Origin of the sequence: Streptomyces sp. NBC_00433 (genome assembly GCA_036015235.1) — a bacterium.
In the GTDB taxonomy this organism is placed as follows: domain Bacteria; phylum Actinomycetota; class Actinomycetes; order Streptomycetales; family Streptomycetaceae; genus Actinacidiphila.
Genome location: CP107926.1, coordinates 7732659 through 7751485, shown reverse-complemented (window position 1 = coordinate 7751485; position 18827 = coordinate 7732659). Strand labels below are relative to the sequence as shown.

General features: G+C 67.8%; 31 protein-coding genes. 9 read left to right on the top strand and 22 right to left on the bottom strand.

Annotated elements, in window-relative coordinates; all coding sequences use genetic code 11:
- Positions 1–2 precede the first annotated feature (2 nt).
- Genes OG900_33375 through OG900_33365 form a run of 3 tightly spaced genes read left to right on the top strand, consistent with a single transcriptional unit; the run spans position 3 to position 4364 of the window.
- Entirely contained in the window at positions 3–2867 is a 2865-nt protein-coding gene (locus OG900_33375) for a fibronectin type III domain-containing protein (GenBank protein WUH94557.1), read from the top strand.
- On the top strand, positions 2867–3394 hold the full coding sequence (locus OG900_33370; protein WUH94556.1) for a hypothetical protein: 528 nt from the start codon (positions 2867–2869) through the stop codon (positions 3392–3394). Before OG900_33375 ends, OG900_33370 begins: the two co-directional genes overlap by 1 nt.
- Positions 3387–4364, top strand: coding sequence for a hypothetical protein (locus OG900_33365; GenBank protein WUH94555.1), 978 nt, complete (start codon positions 3387–3389; stop codon positions 4362–4364). The genes OG900_33370 and OG900_33365 overlap by 8 nt, the downstream gene beginning before the upstream one ends.
- On the opposite strand, the gene OG900_33360 is transcribed toward OG900_33365, so the two are convergent.
- From OG900_33360 to OG900_33290, 15 genes are all read right to left on the bottom strand, one after another.
- On the bottom strand, positions 4361–4573 hold the full coding sequence (locus OG900_33360; protein WUH94554.1) for a hypothetical protein: 213 nt from the start codon (positions 4571–4573) through the stop codon (positions 4361–4363). The genes OG900_33365 and OG900_33360 overlap by 4 nt on opposite strands.
- Entirely contained in the window at positions 4570–5208 is a 639-nt protein-coding gene (locus OG900_33355; protein ID WUH94553.1) for a glycosyltransferase family 2 protein, read from the bottom strand. Before OG900_33355 ends, OG900_33360 begins: the two co-directional genes overlap by 4 nt.
- A gap of 278 nt (positions 5209–5486) precedes the next feature.
- Positions 5487–5870: a DUF6221 family protein gene (locus OG900_33350; GenBank protein WUH94552.1), complete on the bottom strand. Its 384-nt coding sequence runs from the start codon at positions 5868–5870 to the stop codon at positions 5487–5489.
- Entirely contained in the window at positions 5867–6058 is a 192-nt protein-coding gene (locus tag OG900_33345) for a hypothetical protein (protein ID WUH94551.1), read from the bottom strand. Before OG900_33345 ends, OG900_33350 begins: the two co-directional genes overlap by 4 nt.
- Complete coding sequence (locus OG900_33340) at positions 6055–6942, bottom strand: NAD(P)-dependent oxidoreductase (GenBank protein ID WUH94550.1); 888 nt, start codon at positions 6940–6942, stop codon at positions 6055–6057. Before OG900_33340 ends, OG900_33345 begins: the two co-directional genes overlap by 4 nt.
- Positions 6939–7685: a class I SAM-dependent methyltransferase gene (locus OG900_33335; protein ID WUH94549.1), complete on the bottom strand. Its 747-nt coding sequence runs from the start codon at positions 7683–7685 to the stop codon at positions 6939–6941. Before OG900_33335 ends, OG900_33340 begins: the two co-directional genes overlap by 4 nt.
- Positions 7678–7905, bottom strand: coding sequence for a hypothetical protein (locus OG900_33330; GenBank protein ID WUH94548.1), 228 nt, complete (start codon positions 7903–7905; stop codon positions 7678–7680). The genes OG900_33335 and OG900_33330 overlap by 8 nt, the downstream gene beginning before the upstream one ends.
- Positions 7898–8662 (bottom strand): hypothetical protein, encoded by a 765-nt coding sequence (locus tag OG900_33325; GenBank protein ID WUH94547.1) that lies wholly within the window; start codon positions 8660–8662, stop codon positions 7898–7900. The genes OG900_33330 and OG900_33325 overlap by 8 nt, the downstream gene beginning before the upstream one ends.
- The gene (locus OG900_33320; GenBank protein ID WUH94546.1) at positions 8656–9321 is read right to left on the bottom strand and encodes a sugar phosphate nucleotidyltransferase; all 666 of its coding nucleotides are present in this window, start codon (positions 9319–9321) and stop codon (positions 8656–8658) included. Before OG900_33320 ends, OG900_33325 begins: the two co-directional genes overlap by 7 nt.
- Positions 9318–10334 (bottom strand): NAD-dependent epimerase/dehydratase family protein, encoded by a 1017-nt coding sequence (locus OG900_33315; protein WUH94545.1) that lies wholly within the window; start codon positions 10332–10334, stop codon positions 9318–9320. Before OG900_33315 ends, OG900_33320 begins: the two co-directional genes overlap by 4 nt.
- The gene (locus OG900_33310) at positions 10331–11341 is read right to left on the bottom strand and encodes a glycosyltransferase (protein WUH94544.1); all 1011 of its coding nucleotides are present in this window, start codon (positions 11339–11341) and stop codon (positions 10331–10333) included. Before OG900_33310 ends, OG900_33315 begins: the two co-directional genes overlap by 4 nt.
- Entirely contained in the window at positions 11338–11583 is a 246-nt protein-coding gene (locus OG900_33305; GenBank protein WUH94543.1) for a hypothetical protein, read from the bottom strand. The genes OG900_33310 and OG900_33305 overlap by 4 nt, the downstream gene beginning before the upstream one ends.
- Positions 11580–11846: a hypothetical protein gene (locus OG900_33300; GenBank protein WUH94542.1), complete on the bottom strand. Its 267-nt coding sequence runs from the start codon at positions 11844–11846 to the stop codon at positions 11580–11582. The genes OG900_33305 and OG900_33300 overlap by 4 nt, the downstream gene beginning before the upstream one ends.
- A complete protein-coding gene (locus tag OG900_33295) occupies positions 11843–12712 on the bottom strand; it encodes a hypothetical protein (GenBank protein WUH94541.1) in 870 nt (289 codons plus the stop codon). The genes OG900_33300 and OG900_33295 overlap by 4 nt, the downstream gene beginning before the upstream one ends.
- A gap of 1 nt (position 12713) precedes the next feature.
- Positions 12714–12941, bottom strand: a complete 228-nt coding sequence (locus OG900_33290; protein ID WUH94540.1) for a hypothetical protein — start codon at positions 12939–12941, stop codon at positions 12714–12716.
- A 193-nt stretch (positions 12942–13134) separates the two neighbouring features.
- Between OG900_33290 and OG900_33285 the strand changes: the two genes are divergently transcribed.
- From OG900_33285 to OG900_33260, 6 genes are all read left to right on the top strand, one after another.
- Positions 13135–13974 (top strand): hypothetical protein, encoded by an 840-nt coding sequence (locus tag OG900_33285; GenBank protein ID WUH94539.1) that lies wholly within the window; start codon positions 13135–13137, stop codon positions 13972–13974.
- 145 nt (positions 13975–14119) lie between these two features.
- Positions 14120–14437: a hypothetical protein gene (locus OG900_33280; GenBank protein ID WUH94538.1), complete on the top strand. Its 318-nt coding sequence runs from the start codon at positions 14120–14122 to the stop codon at positions 14435–14437.
- Complete coding sequence (locus tag OG900_33275) at positions 14434–15357, top strand: DUF1906 domain-containing protein (protein ID WUH94537.1); 924 nt, start codon at positions 14434–14436, stop codon at positions 15355–15357. Before OG900_33280 ends, OG900_33275 begins: the two co-directional genes overlap by 4 nt.
- A 27-nt stretch (positions 15358–15384) precedes the next feature.
- A complete protein-coding gene (locus OG900_33270; GenBank protein ID WUH94536.1) occupies positions 15385–15753 on the top strand; it encodes a hypothetical protein in 369 nt (122 codons plus the stop codon).
- Between the two features lie 10 nt (positions 15754–15763).
- Entirely contained in the window at positions 15764–16180 is a 417-nt protein-coding gene (locus OG900_33265) for a hypothetical protein (GenBank protein WUH94535.1), read from the top strand.
- Positions 16177–16503, top strand: coding sequence for a hypothetical protein (locus OG900_33260; GenBank protein WUH94534.1), 327 nt, complete (start codon positions 16177–16179; stop codon positions 16501–16503). Before OG900_33265 ends, OG900_33260 begins: the two co-directional genes overlap by 4 nt.
- 260 nt (positions 16504–16763) lie before the next feature.
- On the opposite strand, the gene OG900_33255 is transcribed toward OG900_33260, so the two are convergent.
- From OG900_33255 to OG900_33225, 7 genes are all read right to left on the bottom strand, one after another.
- On the bottom strand, positions 16764–17189 hold the full coding sequence (locus OG900_33255) for a hypothetical protein (protein WUH94533.1): 426 nt from the start codon (positions 17187–17189) through the stop codon (positions 16764–16766).
- A gap of 93 nt (positions 17190–17282) precedes the next feature.
- Positions 17283–17474, bottom strand: a complete 192-nt coding sequence (locus OG900_33250; protein ID WUH94532.1) for a DUF4236 domain-containing protein — start codon at positions 17472–17474, stop codon at positions 17283–17285.
- 2 nt (positions 17475–17476) lie between these two features.
- Positions 17477–17731, bottom strand: a complete 255-nt coding sequence (locus OG900_33245) for a hypothetical protein (GenBank protein ID WUH94531.1) — start codon at positions 17729–17731, stop codon at positions 17477–17479.
- Complete coding sequence (locus tag OG900_33240) at positions 17731–17871, bottom strand: hypothetical protein (protein WUH94530.1); 141 nt, start codon at positions 17869–17871, stop codon at positions 17731–17733. The genes OG900_33245 and OG900_33240 overlap by 1 nt, the downstream gene beginning before the upstream one ends.
- Complete coding sequence (locus OG900_33235; protein ID WUH94529.1) at positions 17868–18062, bottom strand: hypothetical protein; 195 nt, start codon at positions 18060–18062, stop codon at positions 17868–17870. The genes OG900_33240 and OG900_33235 overlap by 4 nt, the downstream gene beginning before the upstream one ends.
- Positions 18063–18096: 34 nt before the next feature.
- On the bottom strand, positions 18097–18495 hold the full coding sequence (locus OG900_33230; protein ID WUH94528.1) for a DUF3307 domain-containing protein: 399 nt from the start codon (positions 18493–18495) through the stop codon (positions 18097–18099).
- 3 nt (positions 18496–18498) lie between these two features.
- On the bottom strand, positions 18499–18687 hold the full coding sequence (locus tag OG900_33225; GenBank protein ID WUH94527.1) for a hypothetical protein: 189 nt from the start codon (positions 18685–18687) through the stop codon (positions 18499–18501).
- Positions 18688–18827: the final 140 nt, after the last annotated feature.

Sequence of the window (18827 nt, the reverse complement as noted above, 5' to 3'; positions counted from 1 at the left end):
CGGTGACCATCCAGGAGACCCTTGGTGCCCTCGGCTCGTGGGACATCGATCTCAAGCCGACGATTCCCCGCGAGGCACTGGACGCCCTCGTCTTCTTCGGGCACATCGCCATCGTTCCGGGCCGCGTCGACCCCGCCGTCTACGGCGACAGCCTCCTCGACCCTGCGGTGGCCCGCTACGTCGGGGTTCTCCGCGGGAACTCCCTTGCGGATGACGCACGGACCAACGCGCCCAACGACAATGTCAAAATCTCAGGCGTGGGCCTGTCGTTCTGGCTCGGCGATGAGGACAACAAGGGCTCGATCATCGAGAACGCCACGACCTTCGCGTCGGGCAGCACGTTCCCTAACGTCATTCGCGGACTCCTGCCCGCCTCCGGTGCCGTAACCGAGGGCACCCTCCACTCCGTACCCGGCACGTACTCCGGGACGCACCAGTGGCAGACGCCGGCGCAGGCCATCCAGTACGTGTGCGACACCATGGCAACCCCTTCCGCGCCAGTGTCGTGGCGGGTCAACACGAACGGCACCCTGGACGCGGGGCTGAACTCCGACCTGTTCGTGACGACACCGCAGTGCGCGGTTGTGGCCCGCGGTGACGGTGAGGACATGGCGCTGCGCGGGATCCCCGGCAGCATGAACCTTGACTCGGACATGAAGGATTTCACCACCCGTGTGGTGCTCCTCGCCGAGGGCGATGGGGCGTCGATCGCCACCGGGTCGGCGAACATTGCGCCTGGCAGCAACCCGTACAAGGACCTGCACGGCAACCCGGTGAAGCTGACCCGGTTGGTCTCCGAATCGGACACCTCGGCGACGAACGCTGCCACCCGGGCGCAACTGGCGCTGTCGCAGTTCGAAGGCCCCACTCAGGATCTTCAACTGGGCATCCAGGACTACGACGTTGACGGCGCCTTCAATGTTGGCGACTACATCTATGTCTACGACCCGGATAAGGGCCTGGTCGACACCGGCCAGGAGATCATCTTCCGGGGGCAGCGTCTCAACCCGATCACCTTGCAGGTGGTGGGTATTCAGTGGCCGGTCACCGCGGACTACACGGTCGCGTACCGGTCCGCGAACGGCACCTGGTTGGACCTGACCGACCACATCGAGATCAACGACGCCGGCACGTATGTGACGGTCGGGGACTTCAAGCGCCAACTGACCGGCGGGTCGACGGAGCCGGTGGGTTCCCGGCCGTCCCAGGACACCTCCGTCCCGGGCGTCCCTGTGCTGGTGACTCCGTTCCAGGGTGCGGCGTACCTGGACTCGCGGGGGTTCACGCGGGCGCGGGTGCGGTTGCAGTGGACCGCCCCGCTGAATGTCGACGGCAGCACGATCCTGGATGGCGACCACTACGACATCCGGTACGCCGTGGACACGGACATGATCTACCCGGCGACGTGGTCTGCGGTGTCCCAGATTCGCTGGCAGGACATGCAGTCGTGGGCGCAGCCGTTCGCGGCGCCGGATGATGGTTGGCAGACGATGGTCGTCGGCTGGGATCAGGCGACCGCGCAGGTGCAGGATCTGTCGCCGGGTGTCGGGTATGACGTGCAGATCCGTGCGGTCGACTCGTCCGGGAATGTGGGGGCGTGGTCGCCGACGACGACGTTCGTGGCAACCCAGGACAACATCGCGCCCAGCACGCCGGCGGCCCCCACCGTGGCTGCTTCGCGCATTGCGGTGCAGATCACGCACTTGTTGGGCAAGGCGTCCGGTGGGGATTTTACGCTGGAGTCCGACCTGGATCACCTGGAGATCCACGCCCAGTACGAGCCGGCCTTCACCCCCGACGACACCACGCTCCTGGGGAAGTTGAAAGCGAACGCCGGGATGATCCAGGCGCAGATCCCGGCGGTCGGCACGTACAGCGTGGAGTCGACGGCTGCGATCTACGTGAGGGTCGTCGCGGTCGACATCGCAGGCAACCGGTCGGGCCCGTCGACGGCCGTCACCGCGACCGCGCTCCTCATCGACGACGCGCACATCTCCGACCTGACCGTCAGCAAGGTCACCGCGGGCACGATCACCGCGTCGTGGGTGATGGCGGGGGAGATCAAGACGGCGGACACCGGGGCGCGGATGCGGATCTCTGGTTCCGGGTTCGAGCTGTACGACGCCACCGGAACCCAGACCATGTTCGGCTCAACCGCCGACGGTTCCCTGTCGATGATCGGGCAGCTCTCCACGTCCAGCTCGGGCCGCCGCATCATCATGAACCCGTCCAGCCTCCCGGAGATCAGGTTTTACGCTGACTCAGGAACGGACTACTCGTACATCAACGCCTTCACCGTGAGCACCCTCACAGGGATCGGCATGAACGGGGCCAACTATTCCAGCGGCGGGAACACCCTGGGCAATAGGGTCGTCGTATACCCCAATGGCAATGGGGTGATATCCCAGTCCATTAAAGCGTCCAGTCAGTCGACGCAGGGCGGGGAGACCATCGTGTGGCCCGGCGGGGTGGATGCTTCGTATAAGGATGACGGGGTGACCACAGGGGGCAAGATGGACTTGCAGGCCACCCTGGGTCAGATCGGATTCCGAATCGGGGATTCTAACGAGAGTTACTCGAAATATTACGACAGCACGACAGCCACCTTCGGGAATCTGGCCAGCCAGCAACAGGCCACCCAGACACAGGTGATGCTCAGCGTATCCGTGGGGACCGGTGTGGGCACGCTGGGCCGGTCGTTCGACATCACCTACCCGTCGCGCCCCTATGCTGCGGCGGCGTTCACCATGGGCGGATCGGGGTCGGTCTGGTATTTCAACAGCATCAGCGCCACATCGTTCGCTGTTTTTCGCAATACGACCACCGGATCCGCAGTCATCGACGCACTATTCACAAGGACAGTCTGATGGGTCACACGGTAACGGCCGTCCGAGACGACGGAGCACAGTGGACAGTCGAGTATTTCGATGACGAAGACACGGAACGCGTGCGCGGATTCGGTGTGGCTTTCAGTAGGGAGGCCGTGGCCAACCGCATGGGCGCCTACGAATTCGATGACCCTCGTGAAGCGCTGCTGTCGTTGATCCACGAATTTCACTGGGGGGTCATCAAGCCTGATCCTCGCGACGACCCTGCGCTGGTCCAGGGTTGGGTCACCACCACGGAGCCGGACTCCGAGCGTGTGCACCTCTACACGGCGCGCTCCGGGGCGGACGCCGCTGGCGCACACAGGACCCGCCTGGATGCGTGCGCGGCCGTGGTGCAGCTCCGGGACCCCAGCGGTCTACTGCCCGATCACACGCCCGACCCTGCCCGCGTGCAGCACCACCGGGAACTGACTGACATCTACCGCTGGGAAAGCGTGTACGGGGACCTTCCCATCCCGCCCCGCCGACACCGACCCGGAATCCCGTTGGAGGCCCCCAGTGCCTGATCCGTCCACCACACGCCTTGCCCTGTACAAGTCAAAGTCCGACGGATCCGAGGACGTCGACTACAGCCTTGATCTGGGCCAGAACTGGGATCGGGTCGACGCCGCCGTAGGAGCGTTCGCCTGCACCAGTTCGACCCGGCCCTCCATCCCGTGGAACGGCCAGTTGATCCGGGAGACCGACACCAACCGGGTATGGGTGTCCAACGGCACGGCGCCGGCGTCCGGCTCGTGGCGGGAGGTCGCCACCCCAGGCACGCTCCAGACATTCACCGCAGGCATCGCCCTGACCAACGCGTCCGCCACCGGCGTCACGATCGCCACGGCGGTCACCGGTGATGCGCAGCGCCGCTTCGGGGTCCAAGCGGACGGGAAACTGAGCTGGGGGACCGGCGCCGGGGCGGAGGACACGAACCTCTACCGGTCCGCGGTGAACACCCTCAAGACCGACGACAACCTGATCGTGGCCCTGAACGCCACCGTAACCGGCGACCTGAGCGTCGGCGGCGTGGGAAACGTGACACTGCTGCGGAAAGCGGCGGACACACCGCGGGCCACTGCCACCAAGACAGACGACCCAGACCTCACCACCACGGTCACCGCAGGTCGCGTGTACCTGCTGGAGGCGACCCTCTTCCTCCTGACTACGGACGAAACCAATGCCGATTTCGCGTCGACCCTGACGGTCCCCGCGTCCTGCGCCGGGTACGTGAACTATTCCGGGCAGGCGACGAGCGCGTCGTCCGCGGCGGGGAACGCACTGATCGTGACGTCCCAGCTGTCCGCCCCGGGGACTCAGACCTACGGGGCGCTCCTGTCCGCCACCTATGCGGCGGGGACTGCGGTGGCGCTCAGCGGAATCATTCGCCCCACGGTCACGGGGACGTTCGCGGTCAACTGGGCCCGGTCTGGGGCATCGGGGACCGTCACCCTGAAGGCGGATTCGTACATGAAGCTGACGCGTCTCGCCTAGCCCTCGGTTGGGAGGCCGAGCTGACCGCGGAGATCCCTGATCTCTGCGGTCAGGGCAGTGATGGTCTCGGCGAGTTCGGCGATGTACGCGTCCCGCATGACCACCTCGTTGGTGAGGTCGCCGACTTTCTGCTGGTAGGCGGCGACTGCCCGCATCGGATCGACGGTGGGCGCGGAACCGGCGGCTGGGGCGGTCGGCAGAGCGGTCACGGGGCGACTCCTTGGGGTAGTGCGGCGTCTCCCCGGCCGGGGATGCCGCTGCTGTTGGCGCCGTGATGGACCCAGGCCCAGGTGCGGCGGGGCACGTGGACGATGCGTGCGCCGGCCTCCGCGCAGCCGACGGTGAAGTGCCAGTCCTCGCCGCCGCGGTGGCCGCCGACGACACTGTCCGGCGGGGGCTCGTGGAACCCGACCTGCTTGGCGAGGTCGGTGCGGACGAGGGTGGTGATGGTCGTCTGGTGGGGGGCGGCATTGGAGAACGGCTTCCCGAAGTGCCCGAGGGGGTCGTTGGCGTCCCAGCGGCGGCCGTCGTTGAAGTGCACCCAGTAGTAGCTGAACAGGTAGTCCGCCCTGTAGGTGCGCGCCCCGGCGGCCAGCACCCGCAGGTGCTCTGGGTAGAACCAGTCGTCGCTGTCGAGGAACGCCACCCACTCCGTCTGGACGGCGGCGAGGGCGCGCTGCCGCGTGGCCGCCGCACCCTGACCGGTCTCGTCGACGGCGACGCTGATGTCCGTGGCCGGGAGAAGCTGGTTCTTTACCGACTGCACGGCCCGCTCCAGCATCCCGTTCGCCACCCGGGCCGGGTGGGCGGGGATCACAACGGTGATCTCCAAGGGGCTGTTCATCGATCCTCCTTGCAGGTGCACTTGCCCGCGCACTGACCGAACGTCTCGCATACCCCGCCGCACGCCTCGTGCCTGCATGGCCCGTACACCCAGCCGCCGATGCACAAGTAGTCATCGCCGATCGGGTGACCGCACGGGCAACGCGGCGGGGAGTCAGGCACGGCGCCGTGGGCGCGGGCCAGGGTGACGGCGCCCGCACCTGCACACGGGATGCCGAAGCCTGGCCCGGTCCGAGCGGTGATGGACGCGAAGGCGGTAGAGGAGTCGCGAGAGCATGGTCATGGCCTCCACTCCTCGCGGTAGTCCGGGTGGGCAACGTAGGGCTGGGCTAGGAGGGCGAGGACGAGCCACGCCAGCGACGCGCACGGCTCGTGCCACTCAAGGCCCGGCAGCTCCCGGAGGATCTGTTCCTTCGCGTCGAGGTCGGCGAGAACGAAGGGGTCGGCGGCGGATTCGCCCCATCGCTCGTTGAAGTCGGCGAGGCTCACTCGCGGGCGGTGGGGACTGTTTCCTTCGCCGAGGAGGACGTAGGCGCCCTCGCCGTCACCGCTGACGATCTCGTTCCGGGGGACGCCGTCCATGCGGATGCTGATCTTTGCCATCTCGCGGCGCCTCGTTTCGGCGTACCGAGCGCGGAGGAAGTCCACGATGTCCTGGCTCATGCGTCTCCTGCCTTCTGCCAACTGGTCCGGTCGGGGAGGTGTGCGGCGGCGAACGCCGTGGTGAGCGCGGCGAGGAGGTGCCCGGTCGCCGCCGTGGCGACGGCCTGCCCTGCCGGGGTTGCCTCACCGACCACCGCTGCTTTGGCCAGCAGCCGCTTGCCCTCCAGTAGGTGCTCCGGGCCGGTCACGACGCCGCCTTGAGTGCCCGCTGAATGCCCTCTTCGAGGCTCACGCGGGGCTGGTAGAAGGAGAGCATCCGCGTCGGGTCGCACACCCGGTGGTGGACGCCCTGCGGGGCATCCTTCACGTGCTGGAAGAACGGCTTGTATCCGGCGGCCGTGGTCACCGCCGTCGCCAGATCATCGAAGGACGTCGCTCGCCCCCAGCCGAAGTTGACCGCCCCGCTCACGCCTTGGTCCAGCCCGGCCAGGGTGGCGCCAACCAGGTCGTCGATGTGAATCCAGTCCCGAGTGGAAGACCCGTCTCCCCAGATATGGAAGGCGTCCTCCCACCGGGCCGCCCTGCCGATGAACGCAGGGAACGGGTAGCAGTCGTCCTGGTCGGCGCCGTACCCGGAGAACGGGCGGGGGATCAGGATGCGGCAGCCCTCCGCCTCCGCGTACCGGGCCAGGTTCTCCCCGGTCAGCTTCGCGAGACCGTAGGTGGCGTCTGCCGGACGCGGGTTATCCAGGTCGATGTCCGCCTCGCGCAGCCGGCGGATCGGCCCAGGCTGCTGGAGCTCCACCGGATACGCCGCCGACGACGAGAAGTACACAGCGCGCGGGGTGCCCGAGCGGACCAGCCACCGCATGTACCAGGAGTCGAGCGCCAGATTCGTGCCCACACCGAGCGGGGATCCGTCGATGCTGGCCCGGCCGCCGACGATCGCGGCACAGTGGATCGCCAGGTCGTACCGAGTGTCGTCGATGCGGAAGAAGTCGAGGGCGTCCTGAACTTCCACGCCGCTGAACGGCTGGAGGTCGATGGCCGTGATGGCGTAGTCGCGGTCTTCGAGGGCGCAATGCAGGCGTCTGCCAACGAACCCGGACGCGCCGGTCAGGAGGACTCTCACGAACGCCTCCTCATGCGCTTGGCATCGGCGGTCAGGCCCAACGCCTCAGCCTCATCCGGGTCAGTGATGCGGCGGGCGGGAGACAGGACGGCGGGAAGCTCGTCGTGGAGCCGCTCCCCGAGTACGACCTGGAACTGCCCGACGGTCTCGTGTCGGACCACGGTGAACCCGCCCTGCTCGATCAGCGCCCGATACCCGTCCTGATCCCAGCCCCATGCGTGGCACTCGTCGTGGGACTCCGGGGTCTCGTTCCACGGGGACGACGCGACCAGGTAGCGGGAGCGGGTGCCGATCCAGCGAACAACCTGGTGTGGCATCGCGAGATGCTCCAGAACCTCCGTCGTGACGCTGATGTCGCCGATGTTGAGCAGGTCTCTGTACATGCCGAAGACGTCCGTCTCCTGCGCCTCAACGCCCCGCTCAGCCCAGCCGGCCGCGTTGCTGGGCTGGAAGTCGTAGCCCCACGAGTCGAGCCCGACCACCCCGCGCAGCAGGGACAGCAGCCCGCCGTCGCCGCAGCCGAGGTCGGACAGGGTGACGTCCCGATCGGACAGAGACGTCGGGTCACGGTCGATGCGGGCCGCCTGCTCCTGGGCTGCCTGGATCACGAACTCGAACGCTTTGTGGAGACGCCCTTGGTGCACCTCCTGCTCCAGGTGCGGGGCGCGCTCCCGGTGGGCGTGGAACTCCGGAGTGGACACGTGCGGGACGGTGCCTTCCGGGAAGAAACGATGCTCAGCCACGATCAGCCCCCGATGCGGTCGTCGCCCCACGAGGGTGCGCATCTAGGACCTTTTGAAAGGCGGGATCTTCCAACAGATCCTCCAGTGCGGCCTGCACCCTCTCCGGGCTCAGGTCCCTTGTCGCGACCTCCCGGGAGATGAATAGGAGAGAGTCGATCAGGCCGGTCGTCTGACCCTCTTCCGAACGACAGTCCTGAACTTCATCGTCGGTGTCAGCCACGGCGGTACTCCTTGATCTGCCGGACCCAGGTGGGCAGCGTCTCCGCCTGCCAGCGCTCGAACACCTGACGGTCGGCGTCCATGAGGGCGTCGGTGTTGCACTCCGCGTAGCCCGCATCCCAGGCAGCCTTGCCCGCGATCGGGTGGACGTGCTCGACCACCACATCCGGCAGGTACGTAATTGCGTCCAACGCCCGACCGAGAGCCAGCCACGCATTGTCCAGGAATAGATGAACCGCGCCCGGCGGCACCATGTGCCCGGTGGCCAGCACGATGTCCGAGGTCATCGCCACCTGTGTCGGCAGGTTCGCACCCTGGATCAGGTCGTTGCCGTACACCAGGCCCGTACCCAGTGCGGCCAGTGCCTCACGGTAGGCGGCATCCCAGGCGTAGGTCCGCGGCCGATGGTCGTCGCCCATGAACGCCAGGAACTCGGACTGCCGGGCGAAGACCGGCGCCACCGCGTTGAGGGTGCCCCCGAGCCGGAGGCGCGGGCCTACAACCAGACCGAGGCGCGGGCCTCGCTTGAGGAACCTCCGCGACGGCCTGGCGGTCAGCAGGTCGACGTCCTCGACCTCGTCGTCCAGCCGCTTACGCTCGGCAGCCTCGTAGACCTTCCGGTACACCGGAAGCTGCGGGTCATCCTCATCCGCGCAGGCAAGGAGCATCGTGTCGCCGACGCACGTCTCCGTGAACACCTGCCACAGGGCGGCCAGGTTGTCGGGCCGGCCACGGGTCGGCACAAGGACAGTCAGCATGCGTGGTTCTCCTTGGCGTAGAGCGCGGCATCCAGGAGAGCGTCGGGGGTGCCCATGTCCAGCCACCGGCCGGGCAGCGGTTGCACGGTCATCCCGACGTTGTCCAAGTACCAGTTGTTGACATCGGTGATCTCCAGTTCGCCCCGTTCGGACGGGACGAGGCTGCGGATCACGTCGAAGACCCGGGTGTCGTACACGTACAGGCCGATCACCGCCTGGTCCGACGGGGGCACCGCAGGCTTCTCCACCACCCGATGCGCCGTGGGGTCGTACACCCCGAATGCCTCCGGGTGCTCGCAGCGGGCCGTGAACAGGGTCGGACCCTCGGGCATGGGCGGCGGCCCCGCGATGTAGTTGTCCCCGAGGATCACCGGGAACAGCCCGTCGACGTAGCCCTCCGCGCAGGCCAGCGCCCCTGCGATGCCGTCCGGCCGGTCCTGCACCCGGTACGTGAACCCCGACCCCAACAGTTCGGCGAACCCGCCGACGTTCTCCCCGCCGGTGACGATGAGGATGTCGTCGCAGCCCATGGCGCGCAGCGTCGCAATCGGCCTGTAGACCATCGGCTGGTCGTACACGGGCAGAAGGTGCTTGTTCACCACCCGCGTGGCGTCACCCAGCCGGGTGCCGCGCCCGCCGGCGAGGATGACGCCCCTCATGCCGTCACCCCCGTGGTCAACCAGGCGGGGTTGTCCAGGTACCAGGCGACCGTGTCGGCGAGGGTTTCCCGCAGGGACCGTTGGGGCTTCCACCCGGCGCCGGCCAGCTTGGACCCGTCGAGCGCGTAGCGAAGGTCGTGACCCGGTCGAGCCGCGTGGAACGACACCAGCTTGTAGTGGAGGGGCTTCCCGATCAGGTCGGCGATGGTCTGCGCCAACTCCAGGTTGGACCGTTCGACTCCAACGATGTGCCACAGTGACGGCCGGTCGTGCTCCGGGTACACCTGCGGGGTGGCCTCCCGGAGGAGATGCAGCCAGGCGTCCCCGAACTCGCGGGCGTCGATCCAATGCCGCTGCCCCGGAACCCCATCGGGGGACGCGTAGATGGGCACGGTGTCGCCGGCCAGCACCTTCCGGATCACCGTGGGGACCAGTTTCTCCCCGGACTGCCCCGGGCCGATCAGGTTCATAGTCCGGGTGAGGATCACCGGCAGGCCGAACGTGCGCCACGCCGACGTGGCCAGTGCCGACTGCGCCGCCTTGCTGGCTGCATACGGGTTGGAAGGGAGGATCGGGTCCCACTCCCGGTGCGCATACCCGACGGGCGCCGGACCGTACTCCTCATCGGTGCCCATCTGCAGCATCACGCGCGGCTGCACCTTGCGGGCGAAGTCCAGGACGTTGCCCATGACCTCGATGTTGTTGCGGACGAACCCGCTGGGGTCGGCGATGGACTCCTCGACGCCGCTGTTGGAGGCGAGGTTGAGGATGTAGTCGACGGGGCCGATGCGGTCGGCGAGGGTGTCGGGGATGCCGCAGGCCAGGTCGCACAGGAACACGTCGACCCGGCCCGCCCACTCTGGGTTCGCGAGGAGCGGGGTGATGCGGTCGGTGTTGCCGTGGTGTCGTAGCGACACGGGGCAGGCCACGGACCAGTCGGTGTCTTCGAGGATGCGGCGTAGGACGTGGGCACCGACGAACCCGGAGGCCCCGGTGAGGAACAGGCGGGTCATAGGAGGGCCTTCTTCCAGGCGTCGATGTTGCCTTCGATCGTGTGGCCGCGCGCCCACTCCTTGGCGTTGGCGCCGATCTCTTCCCGCATGGCCCGGTCGTTGACCAGGTCCCGTAGATAGCGGGCCCACTCGTGCGGCCGGCGAACCAGGAACCCGGTCTTGCCGTGCTCAATCGCCGCGGCGTAGGGGCCGACATCGGAGGCGACGGTGGGGATCCCGAGGAGGGCACACTCCAGGAACTTCACGTGCGACTTGGAGCGATTGAAGACGCTCGGGATCAGCGGGATCACGGCGATGTCGTAGTCGATCGTCCGCCAGAACGTGGGGACATCGGCCACCCATGGGGTGAAGCGGCACCGGTCGGCAGGGAACTTCTGCTCCCGCGCGTAGTCGTTGCCGATGCCGTGGAATTCGACGTTGCTGGGTGCTCGTTCGAGGAAGCGGCGGATCTGCTGGCCGCATTCGTCCCAGTCGGCGCCGTGGGTGAAGCTGCCGCCCCAGCCGAGGACGATCTTCCCGTCACGTCGGGGGCGCTGGTGGTCGAGCAGCCACGCGGGCAGGTAATTCGGGATGATGTGGATGTTCGGGTTGAGGTCGCGGAGGGATTCCGCGAGGGGCTCGGTCGAGACGGTCACGGCGTCAGAGGCGGCGATGTTGGCCCGCAGGTTCGCCTGCACGTCGGCCTGACTAAACCACTTGTGGGCACTGGGGCTCTTCCAGTCGATGTTGAACAGGTCGTCGTCCGTCTCGAAGACGAGCTTCGGCCGGTTGCTGCTGCGGGCGAGCTGCTGCCACCGTGCACTGATGGCGGGCTGGCACATGCGCTGCCCGATGAACGCCTTCGCGGGGAGCGGGCCTTCTTTGAGGATTCCGTCTGCCCAGCCGGCCCGGTAGCCGTGGTCACGGAGTGCGGTGAGGGGGGTCATGATGCGGATCTGTCCGCAGCCGGATCGGTCGGCGAGAACCCCATAGAGGTCGAGGACGGGTTCGGGCGTCACGGCACTCATGCGGGCCGCCCTTCCTGGTCGGCAGGCTCGGTAACGATCTCCCGGAGGCGCTGGGAGATGATCAGCAGGTTGCGGCCCTCGGTCTCGGGGACCTGAGTGGCGTCGGCCTCGATGTCTGTGATCAGCGCCTGCACTCGTTCGAGGGCGACTTCGAGGCCTCCGTGCCGTTCAATCCAGCAGGAGATCCTTGGGAGTCGGCGATCGGTCCTGCGGATGCTGATCACGAGGTGGCGCGCGTTCATTCGTCGTCCCCGGGTCCGGGGTGGCGTTCGGCGAGGTTCCCGGCGTGGTGCATGCGCAGGTATTCGAGGAGGCCGATGGTTTCCCATTGCCGCAGGTCGGGGCTGGTCCAACAGGACAGCAACTTCTCGCCGTCCGAGTTGACGGTGACGCCGACGACGACGGTGGACAGCAGCATGTCGCCGCGGAGGTCGTGGACGGCGCCGGCGACCGCGTCGTGGATTCTGTCCCGCTCCTGGTCCCAGGTGGACGGGTCGGCGGTCATTCGTCCTCCCCGTCGGGCTCCACGGTGCGCCCGTCGTAGTTGTCGTCCATCAGGGCGAGAACCATGCGCATCGCGTCGTGGTAGCCGCTCCGTTCTTGCGGGCTGCACTCGTCTTCGTCGAGACGCTTTGAGGCGAGCGTCCGTACCTGACTCAGCGTGGTGTCGTACCCAGCTGCCCGCGTTGCGTGTTCGCAGGAGTCGATGTGCGGCGGCCAGCCTCCGGTGAGCCACGCGGGTGCGACGCCGTGGTCCGACCATCCGCAGTGACGCTGCCCGATCTCGTAGCCGTGCCGCGCCCACGATCGGGCGTCGGCGAGATCGCGGCGCATGTCCCGGGCTGCTGCGAGGGAGTCGATGGCCTCGTCGTTGTCGAGCCCGAGGGCGTCCCGGTATGCGGCCTGGACCTCGCGGAGGCGCTGCTCCAGCGCCTCAGACCGCCCGCGCAGGTTCTCCGTCTCCTGCCGTAGGTGGTCTCGTGCGGCCTCAGAGTTGGCCAACTGGCCGCACGCTGTGAGGAGGACCCCGGTGATATCGGAGGGTCCTTGGGTCATGTCGATACCGAGTAGGTCGCGAACGGTGTCGATCGTCTCGGGGACGCGAGGATCGAAGGGATCCTCCGGGTTGTCCGCTGGCGTCTCGACGGACACCATGCGGACGGGGTGGTCCGCCTCGGGGATATCGATGGTGCCTGTGAACCCGAGGATGCAGCGTGCCCCGATTCGGTCGGCTGCGACATCCGTCTCGGCGAGGTCGCCGCGCAGATAGTCGGCTTCGGCGCCCTCGCCGATCTCGTCGATCACGATGGCGAACGGCGGGCGTTCGTCGCTGGCCCCTTCGGGGAGTTCGAGGATCCGCAGGCGGGCCATGTCAGTCCACCTCCACGTCGAAGGCGGTTCGGGTGAACCCCTCGCGGAGGACATCGCCGATGTCCAACAGCGCCTGTGCGACTGCGACGGTGGCGATGACCTGGGCTTGCTCGAAGCGTGCCGATGCCGCCTTCAGGGGAAGTCCCTGCTCCGGGAAGTCCTGCATGATCGCGGCGGTCTTGCTGAGGGCCTGTTCCGAGAGTGCTCGGTACGTGGGCGGGTTGCTCATGTGGTGCCTCCGCATGCGGGCGGTGGTTGCGGGTTGGGGCGGCGGACCGAGACCCGCATGGCAGGGTCCGCCGCCGGGTCAGAGTCCGGACGACCCAAGGCATAGCGTAGCCGTTACTTTGGATTCGTAGGCAGAAGGTCTGGCTAAAGCTACGATTCAGAGGTAAGGCGCCTCGAAGGCAGGGAGAACCCGCATGCCAGCCGTGATCGTCACCCGCCACATCCCCGAGTACAGCTCGGACATCGGGCCCCAGCGCCTCGGACGCCACGTCGAACACGACTCCCGGTCCCGCGACTACGCGATCTCCGAAGACCTCGTGCCGTCCACCTACACCTCCGCCGTGCACCAGGTGTGCATCCCCGTCCTCGACCAGGGCGACCTCGGCAGCTGCACCGGCAACGCCGCGGAGGCCTTCGCGGGGACCGACCCCGTGTACTTCTCCATCCCCGACAGCGTCACCGCCCGCCCCACCGGTGACCCCGCGGTCGACGAGAAGCAGGCCGTGGCCCTGTATTCGGCGGCCACCGCCCTGGACAACGTTCGCGGCAACTACCCGCCCACCGACACCGGATCCACCGGTCTGGCCGTAGCCAAGGCGGCACAGAAGGCTGGGCTCATCTCCGGCTACCAGCACGCCTTCACCCTCGACACCGCCCTCAAGGCGCTCACCGCGTCGCCGCTGATTGTCGGTGTGAACTGGTACGAGGGCTTCGACAACCCGGACGCGAACGGCCTCGCGAAGATCAGCGGGTCCGTGCGGGGCGGACACGAATTCCTGCTCTACGGCATCAACGCCGAACAGCGCATCGTGATGGCCCGCAACTCCTGGGGTGTCAGCTTCGGTGTCGCAGGGTGCTTCGCGTTCTCCTTCGACGACTTCGGGCGGCTCCTCGACGAACAGGGCGACGCCACCCTGTTCGTGCCGCTCACCACGCCGGCGCCCTCACCGAACCCGCCGACCCCGACACCGAATCAGGTGGACGCGGCGATGGCCACCGCAGCCCGATCGTGGCTGACCGCGAAAGGGCTGTGATGGCTCGCATGCTCTCCCGGGTGTACCCGTCGTTCTGCCCGTGCTGCCGCCGGGGTACGGCTGGTCTGGACTGTCCGGACAGCGGCGTGGACAAGAGGACGCAGCGTGTCCGCGAGAAGCGGCAGTGGCGCCGAGAGGAGTGTTGATGGGCAGCGAGTGGATCGACCTGGGCGATGACCACGCGATTCGGTTCGCCGGGTGGTTCCCGGATCGGGACCTGAACCCGCAGTACGACGGCATCCCGGATGTGGAGCGGTACGCCGCGATGGTCCGGCACCTCACCCCGGCGGGCGAGGAGTGTATGGGCGGCATCACCTTCGATGGGGAGGTGGCGCGTCGAATCGAGCCGGGGAAGCCGATGTGGCAGGTCGAGTCGTTCGATCCGCCGTCGTTCTCTCCGTCGCTGCTGTGCAGTTGCGGCGATCACGGGTTCGTCAGGGTCGGAAGATGGGTGAGGGCATGACGACCGTCGTGGACTTGGACGGTGTGGACTATTCCAGCGGTCGTCCTGGCGGCGCGGCCTTGGCTGCGGCGGGCATGAAGTTTGCGGCCCGGTACCTGTCGCACAACGCCAGCAAGAATCTGAACGCCACGGAGGCCGCGGATCTTGCGGCGCACGGTGTGTGGTGCGTGGTCGTCTGGGAGACGACTGCGAACCGCGCCGGCGCGGGTCGTGCTGCGGGTATCGCGGACGCGAAGGACGCGGCGGCGCAGGCCACGGCGTGTGGTCAGCCGTCGGGCCGCCCGATTTTCTTCGCCGTCGACTGGGACGCGGACCCGGGTGTGGTCATCGCGTATTTCCAGGGTGTGGCCAGCGTGATCGGTCTGGCGCGGACGGGTGTGTATGGCGGCTACAAGGTCGTCAAGGCGCTGCTCGATCACGGTTACGCGAAGTGGGCGTGGCAGACGGTGGCCTGGTCGCAGGGCCGCTGGGACACGCGGGCGGTGATCCGCCAGTACGCGTCCACGGTCCGCATCAACGGCGTGGTCTGCGACAAGGACACCGCCTACGCGACGGACTACGGGCAGTGGATGCCCGGCAAGCTCCCGACTCAGGAGGACGACATGACCGTCAGCAACGACGACGCGCTCAAGATCGCTCGCGCGGTCGCCACGTTCAAGAACCCCGACCTGGAGCCGAAGGGCCCGGACCTGAGGCAGCGCCTGGTCAACGCGGAGGCCAGCAGCGGCGCGGCAGCCAGCGGCGTGAAGGCGCTCAACACGACGGTGGCCGCACTGAACGCGACCGTGGCAACCCTCGCGAAGGCCGTCGGGAACATCCACGACGACGTCGACACCGCGACCCTCGTGGCCGCCGTCCAGCAGGCCATCGCCGACGCCACCGTCCACGTGACCGTCGACGTCACCCAGCCCACCGCGTAACCCAACCAGCAGAAACGGAACACCCCCATGAAGATTTTCGGCAGAGAACCGGCGCTGATCCTGGGCTTCATCGCGGCCGCCGTGCAGTCCCTGTTCGCGTTCGGTATCGACGTCAGCCCGGGCGTGCAGACCGCGGTCAACGCGATCGCCGCCGCGGTCGTCGGCATCGTCTCCGCTGTGGTCCTGAAGAACGGCGCCCTGGGTGCCGCCCTGATGCAGCTGGCTACCGCGGGCATGGCCCTGGTTGTGGGTCTGGGTCTGGACTGGGACACCACCCGGCAGGGCTGGGTCATGGCCCTCGTTGCTGCGGGCATCGCCCTGTTCACCCGCACCCAGGTCACCGCCCCGGTGGCGAGCGTGCCCCTGGAGCAGCGCTCCGCGGTGAAGGCCGGCTGACGTGCGGGCGGTGGCCCGCCGTGTCGCCCGCCAGGTGGGCCACCGCGGCGCATTGCTTGTTCTGCTGGGCACGATCGCCCTCGGGTATGGGATCAGCCTCATCACGACACCGCCGGTTCCGCACCCGCCGGGGTTGCGGCTCTTGCTGGGCTTGATGGACCTGCACGGGTGGGGTGTGACGCTGGCGGCGGCGGGGGCTATTGCGGTGCTGTGTTCTCCGTTGGGGCAGGGGCGGGACTGGCCAGGGTTCTCCGCGTTGGTGCTGGTGTGGTTGCCGTGGTCGCTGAGTTTCTTCGTGTCGTGGTGGCCGCAGGGTGAGAATCCGCGCGGCTGGGTCTCCGCGCTGATCTTCCTGGCGCTTGCAGGGGTCCCAGCGGTGGGGGCCACGTGGGAAGAGAACGCGCCGCGAGTACGGAGAAAGCAATGAGTCAGTGGACGAGCGTCGTGGTCGCAGCGGTCACCGCAGCGGGGACCGTGGGTGTCGGGCGCGCGGCGAGGCGGACTCCGCGGCAGGAGAAGCGGGACGATTTCACGACGGTCACCGAGCGCCTCGATAAGGACATTGAGCGCTTGGAGGGCCGTATCGGTCGGCAGGATACGCAGATCGCGGGGCAGACGTCGGCGATCGGGTACCTGTCGGGGTGGGTGCGGACCCTAGTGATCTTCACGCGGGCGCAGGGGTTGGAGCCGCCGGCGCCACCGTTCGTCCCGGATGATGCAAAACCGTTCCTGCACGACATCGGCGTCTGAGCCCGCAGACCACGAATCCCCCGCTCTCCTTCGGGAGGGCGGGGGATTCTTTGCGCTGTCCTAGATGGCGGGCTGCCCGTTGCCTTGGCACATGCCCTTTGTCTGGTCGGCGTTCGGCTGGTGCGGGGGTGTCGGCTGACCGGCGGGCGCCGAGGTGTACACACCGCACACCGGGCACGCGGCCTGTAACTGGCTGGGGTCGAATCTCATGGTGGGGACCTCTCGCTCGATGGGGATCGTGCGGGTCCACCAGTTTGCTCTCAGGTGGAGATCAACATGTGCGCTTTGCCGCCATTGTGGAAGTTCACGCCGAGGCCAGGGTTCATGGGCGGGGTGTCCCGGTCGGAGTACGCGAACGTGTCGGCGATCTCCGGGCTGCCCGTGTTGTTCAGCAGTGCGGCCAGGTACAGCTCGGCCCGCTGCGATGTGATCTTGCCGGCGTCGTACAGGTCCGGGACGGGTACCTCGCTCGGGGGTGCCGCCTCGACGGGCACCTCCGACACCTTGAAGGACTCCCCGGGGGGTGTCACCGCGGTGATCGAAACCCGGAATGTTGCGCCCGTGTTGAACTTCACCTGCACGCCGTAGGGCCGCCGGGTGCCGTCCTGCCAGGGTTCGACGGCGGCGACCTCGCTGCCGCGCTGGAAGGCGGTGATCGCGAACTCCTGGAACCGTGCCGGTCGCATCGTGGTGGGTCCTTTCCCTGGCAGAGGTGCCACTGTAGTCAAGGTTGTAGTACAGGCGTGAGCGGTCGGCGTGGCGAGTCGCGGGCGCCGCGCTCAGTCTCTGCGGCGTCGGCTGGTGCGCCATCCGAACGGCCCGGGGAGGTCGGCGGATGTGGTGGTGCGGCCGGTGCTGGAGAACGTCTTCTTGAACCACTTCGGGCCGATCGTGATCGACCTGGAGCGGCGGCCGATGTTGACGCGCACGCCGGGGAAGATGCGGAACGACTTGCGGAACGTGATCGGCACGGTCAGTCCTCGGCGTGGTAGCCGCGGACCCGGTACCGGCGCGGCATGGCGGGTGGGGTGCCGTGCCCGGTGGCGGTGAGGGCGTTGTCGGGGAAGGCGTAGTACCCGCCGATAGTGGACCCGAGCGCGGTGACGATGTTGAGGCTGTTCTCGTGATCGCCGACGACGCCCTGTCGGCCGATGAGCTTCTGGTGCTTGCCGGGGTTCGGCAGATGGCCGACGGAGCGGACGGTGACGTGGGTTCCGGCCGGAAGCATCAGTTCTCCTCTTCGGGGATGCGGACGCCGCAGGTGTGGCAGGTGACGGTGTCGTGGTGGGGGTCGGTGGCGCCGACGGGGCGGCCTTGGTCCTCGTAGGTGATCTGGTGGCCGGCGTGGTCGCGGAGGGGCACGGTCACGCCCCGGTCAGTTCGTCGGCGGTGCAGGCGATGACGCCGAGGAGCTTCTCGCGGATGGGCCGGTCGATGCCGCGGAGTTCGTACATGCCATCGAGGCCGATCCGGTCGATCGTGCCGGTCTTGCCGCGGTACTTGGCGTTCTCGGGGTGGGGGTTGGTGATGGTGACTCGGTCACCAGGGTTGTAGGGCATGACGGTCCTTTCGTCTTTGTGGGATGGTCCGGGTTCAGGCCGCGGCGATGATCAGTGCGGCGATGACGAGGGCCGCGATGTGGGCGGTCTGGTCGACGTGGGCAGCACCGCCGCGCTCGCGGAAATCGCGCTGTCGGGCGTGGATCATCCACCAGGCGATGGCGCGGCGGCGGTCGATGGCGGCGTGGCTGGCTCCGATCCAGGCGACCGCAGTGGCCGCCCGCCACGTGTCCGGGTGCAGTTCGCCGAGGAGTGCGGCGCTGGCCGCGAGTGCGGCTGCGCACACGATCACGTGGGTGCCGGCGTGAGCCAGGTTGGCCCGCCAGCCGGCCACTGACCGGTCGGCCTTGTGGGCGGCCTGATGATCGGTTTGCAGGACGTAGTCGGCGACCAGGTGGGCGGTGTAGAGAAGGATGAACGTGGCGGCGAACATGGCTTAGCGGGGGTTGGACTGGTTGCCGTGTTCGGCGACCAGGTTGGCGAGGGCGGGGGCCATGCCGGGGGCGAACTGGTCGGTGCGGCATCCGGAGCAGGTGACGTAGTGGTGGCCTCCGGCGTCCTGTTCGACGCGTGCGGTGCCGCCGTTGTGCTGGTACTGCTTGCTGACGATCTCGCGCTTGATCACGGACGATCTCCTTGTTATGGGTGGTTGAGGCGTGTCATTGCTCGGCTCGGCGGCTTGGGTTCGGCGCCGTCGAGGTGTGCGGTTGATCCTGATTTGCACCCCTGCTCAAGCGCCGCTCAGTGCGCATCGGTGCAGGTCAG

What these genes read in the sequence shown, in the direction of transcription:
- OG900_33270 (WUH94536.1), top strand. Translation starts at nt 15,385, where the DNA reads ATGAAGATTTTCGGCAGAGAACCGGCGCTGATCCTGGGCTTCATCGCG.
- OG900_33235 (WUH94529.1), bottom strand. Translation starts at nt 18,062, where the DNA reads ATGCCCTACAACCCTGGTGACCGAGTCACCATCACCAACCCCCACCCC.
- OG900_33315 (WUH94545.1), bottom strand. Translation starts at nt 10,334, where the DNA reads ATGACCCGCCTGTTCCTCACCGGGGCCTCCGGGTTCGTCGGTGCCCAC.
- OG900_33280 (WUH94538.1), top strand. Translation starts at nt 14,120, where the DNA reads ATGGGCAGCGAGTGGATCGACCTGGGCGATGACCACGCGATTCGGTTC.
- OG900_33370 (WUH94556.1), top strand. Translation starts at nt 2,867, where the DNA reads ATGGGTCACACGGTAACGGCCGTCCGAGACGACGGAGCACAGTGGACA.
- OG900_33320 (WUH94546.1), bottom strand. Translation starts at nt 9,321, where the DNA reads ATGAGGGGCGTCATCCTCGCCGGCGGGCGCGGCACCCGGCTGGGTGAC.
- OG900_33230 (WUH94528.1), bottom strand. Translation starts at nt 18,495, where the DNA reads ATGTTCGCCGCCACGTTCATCCTTCTCTACACCGCCCACCTGGTCGCC.
- OG900_33300 (WUH94542.1), bottom strand. Translation starts at nt 11,846, where the DNA reads ATGACCGCCGACCCGTCCACCTGGGACCAGGAGCGGGACAGAATCCAC.
- OG900_33260 (WUH94534.1), top strand. Translation starts at nt 16,177, where the DNA reads ATGAGTCAGTGGACGAGCGTCGTGGTCGCAGCGGTCACCGCAGCGGGG.
- OG900_33255 (WUH94533.1), bottom strand. Translation starts at nt 17,189, where the DNA reads ATGCGACCGGCACGGTTCCAGGAGTTCGCGATCACCGCCTTCCAGCGC.
- OG900_33285 (WUH94539.1), top strand. Translation starts at nt 13,135, where the DNA reads ATGCCAGCCGTGATCGTCACCCGCCACATCCCCGAGTACAGCTCGGAC.
- OG900_33310 (WUH94544.1), bottom strand. Translation starts at nt 11,341, where the DNA reads ATGAGTGCCGTGACGCCCGAACCCGTCCTCGACCTCTATGGGGTTCTC.
- OG900_33275 (WUH94537.1), top strand. Translation starts at nt 14,434, where the DNA reads ATGACGACCGTCGTGGACTTGGACGGTGTGGACTATTCCAGCGGTCGT.
- OG900_33355 (WUH94553.1), bottom strand. Translation starts at nt 5,208, where the DNA reads ATGAACAGCCCCTTGGAGATCACCGTTGTGATCCCCGCCCACCCGGCC.
- OG900_33325 (WUH94547.1), bottom strand. Translation starts at nt 8,662, where the DNA reads ATGCTGACTGTCCTTGTGCCGACCCGTGGCCGGCCCGACAACCTGGCC.
- OG900_33350 (WUH94552.1), bottom strand. Translation starts at nt 5,870, where the DNA reads ATGAGCCAGGACATCGTGGACTTCCTCCGCGCTCGGTACGCCGAAACG.
- OG900_33290 (WUH94540.1), bottom strand. Translation starts at nt 12,941, where the DNA reads ATGAGCAACCCGCCCACGTACCGAGCACTCTCGGAACAGGCCCTCAGC.
- OG900_33305 (WUH94543.1), bottom strand. Translation starts at nt 11,583, where the DNA reads ATGAACGCGCGCCACCTCGTGATCAGCATCCGCAGGACCGATCGCCGA.
- OG900_33245 (WUH94531.1), bottom strand. Translation starts at nt 17,731, where the DNA reads ATGCTTCCGGCCGGAACCCACGTCACCGTCCGCTCCGTCGGCCATCTG.
- OG900_33295 (WUH94541.1), bottom strand. Translation starts at nt 12,712, where the DNA reads ATGGCCCGCCTGCGGATCCTCGAACTCCCCGAAGGGGCCAGCGACGAA.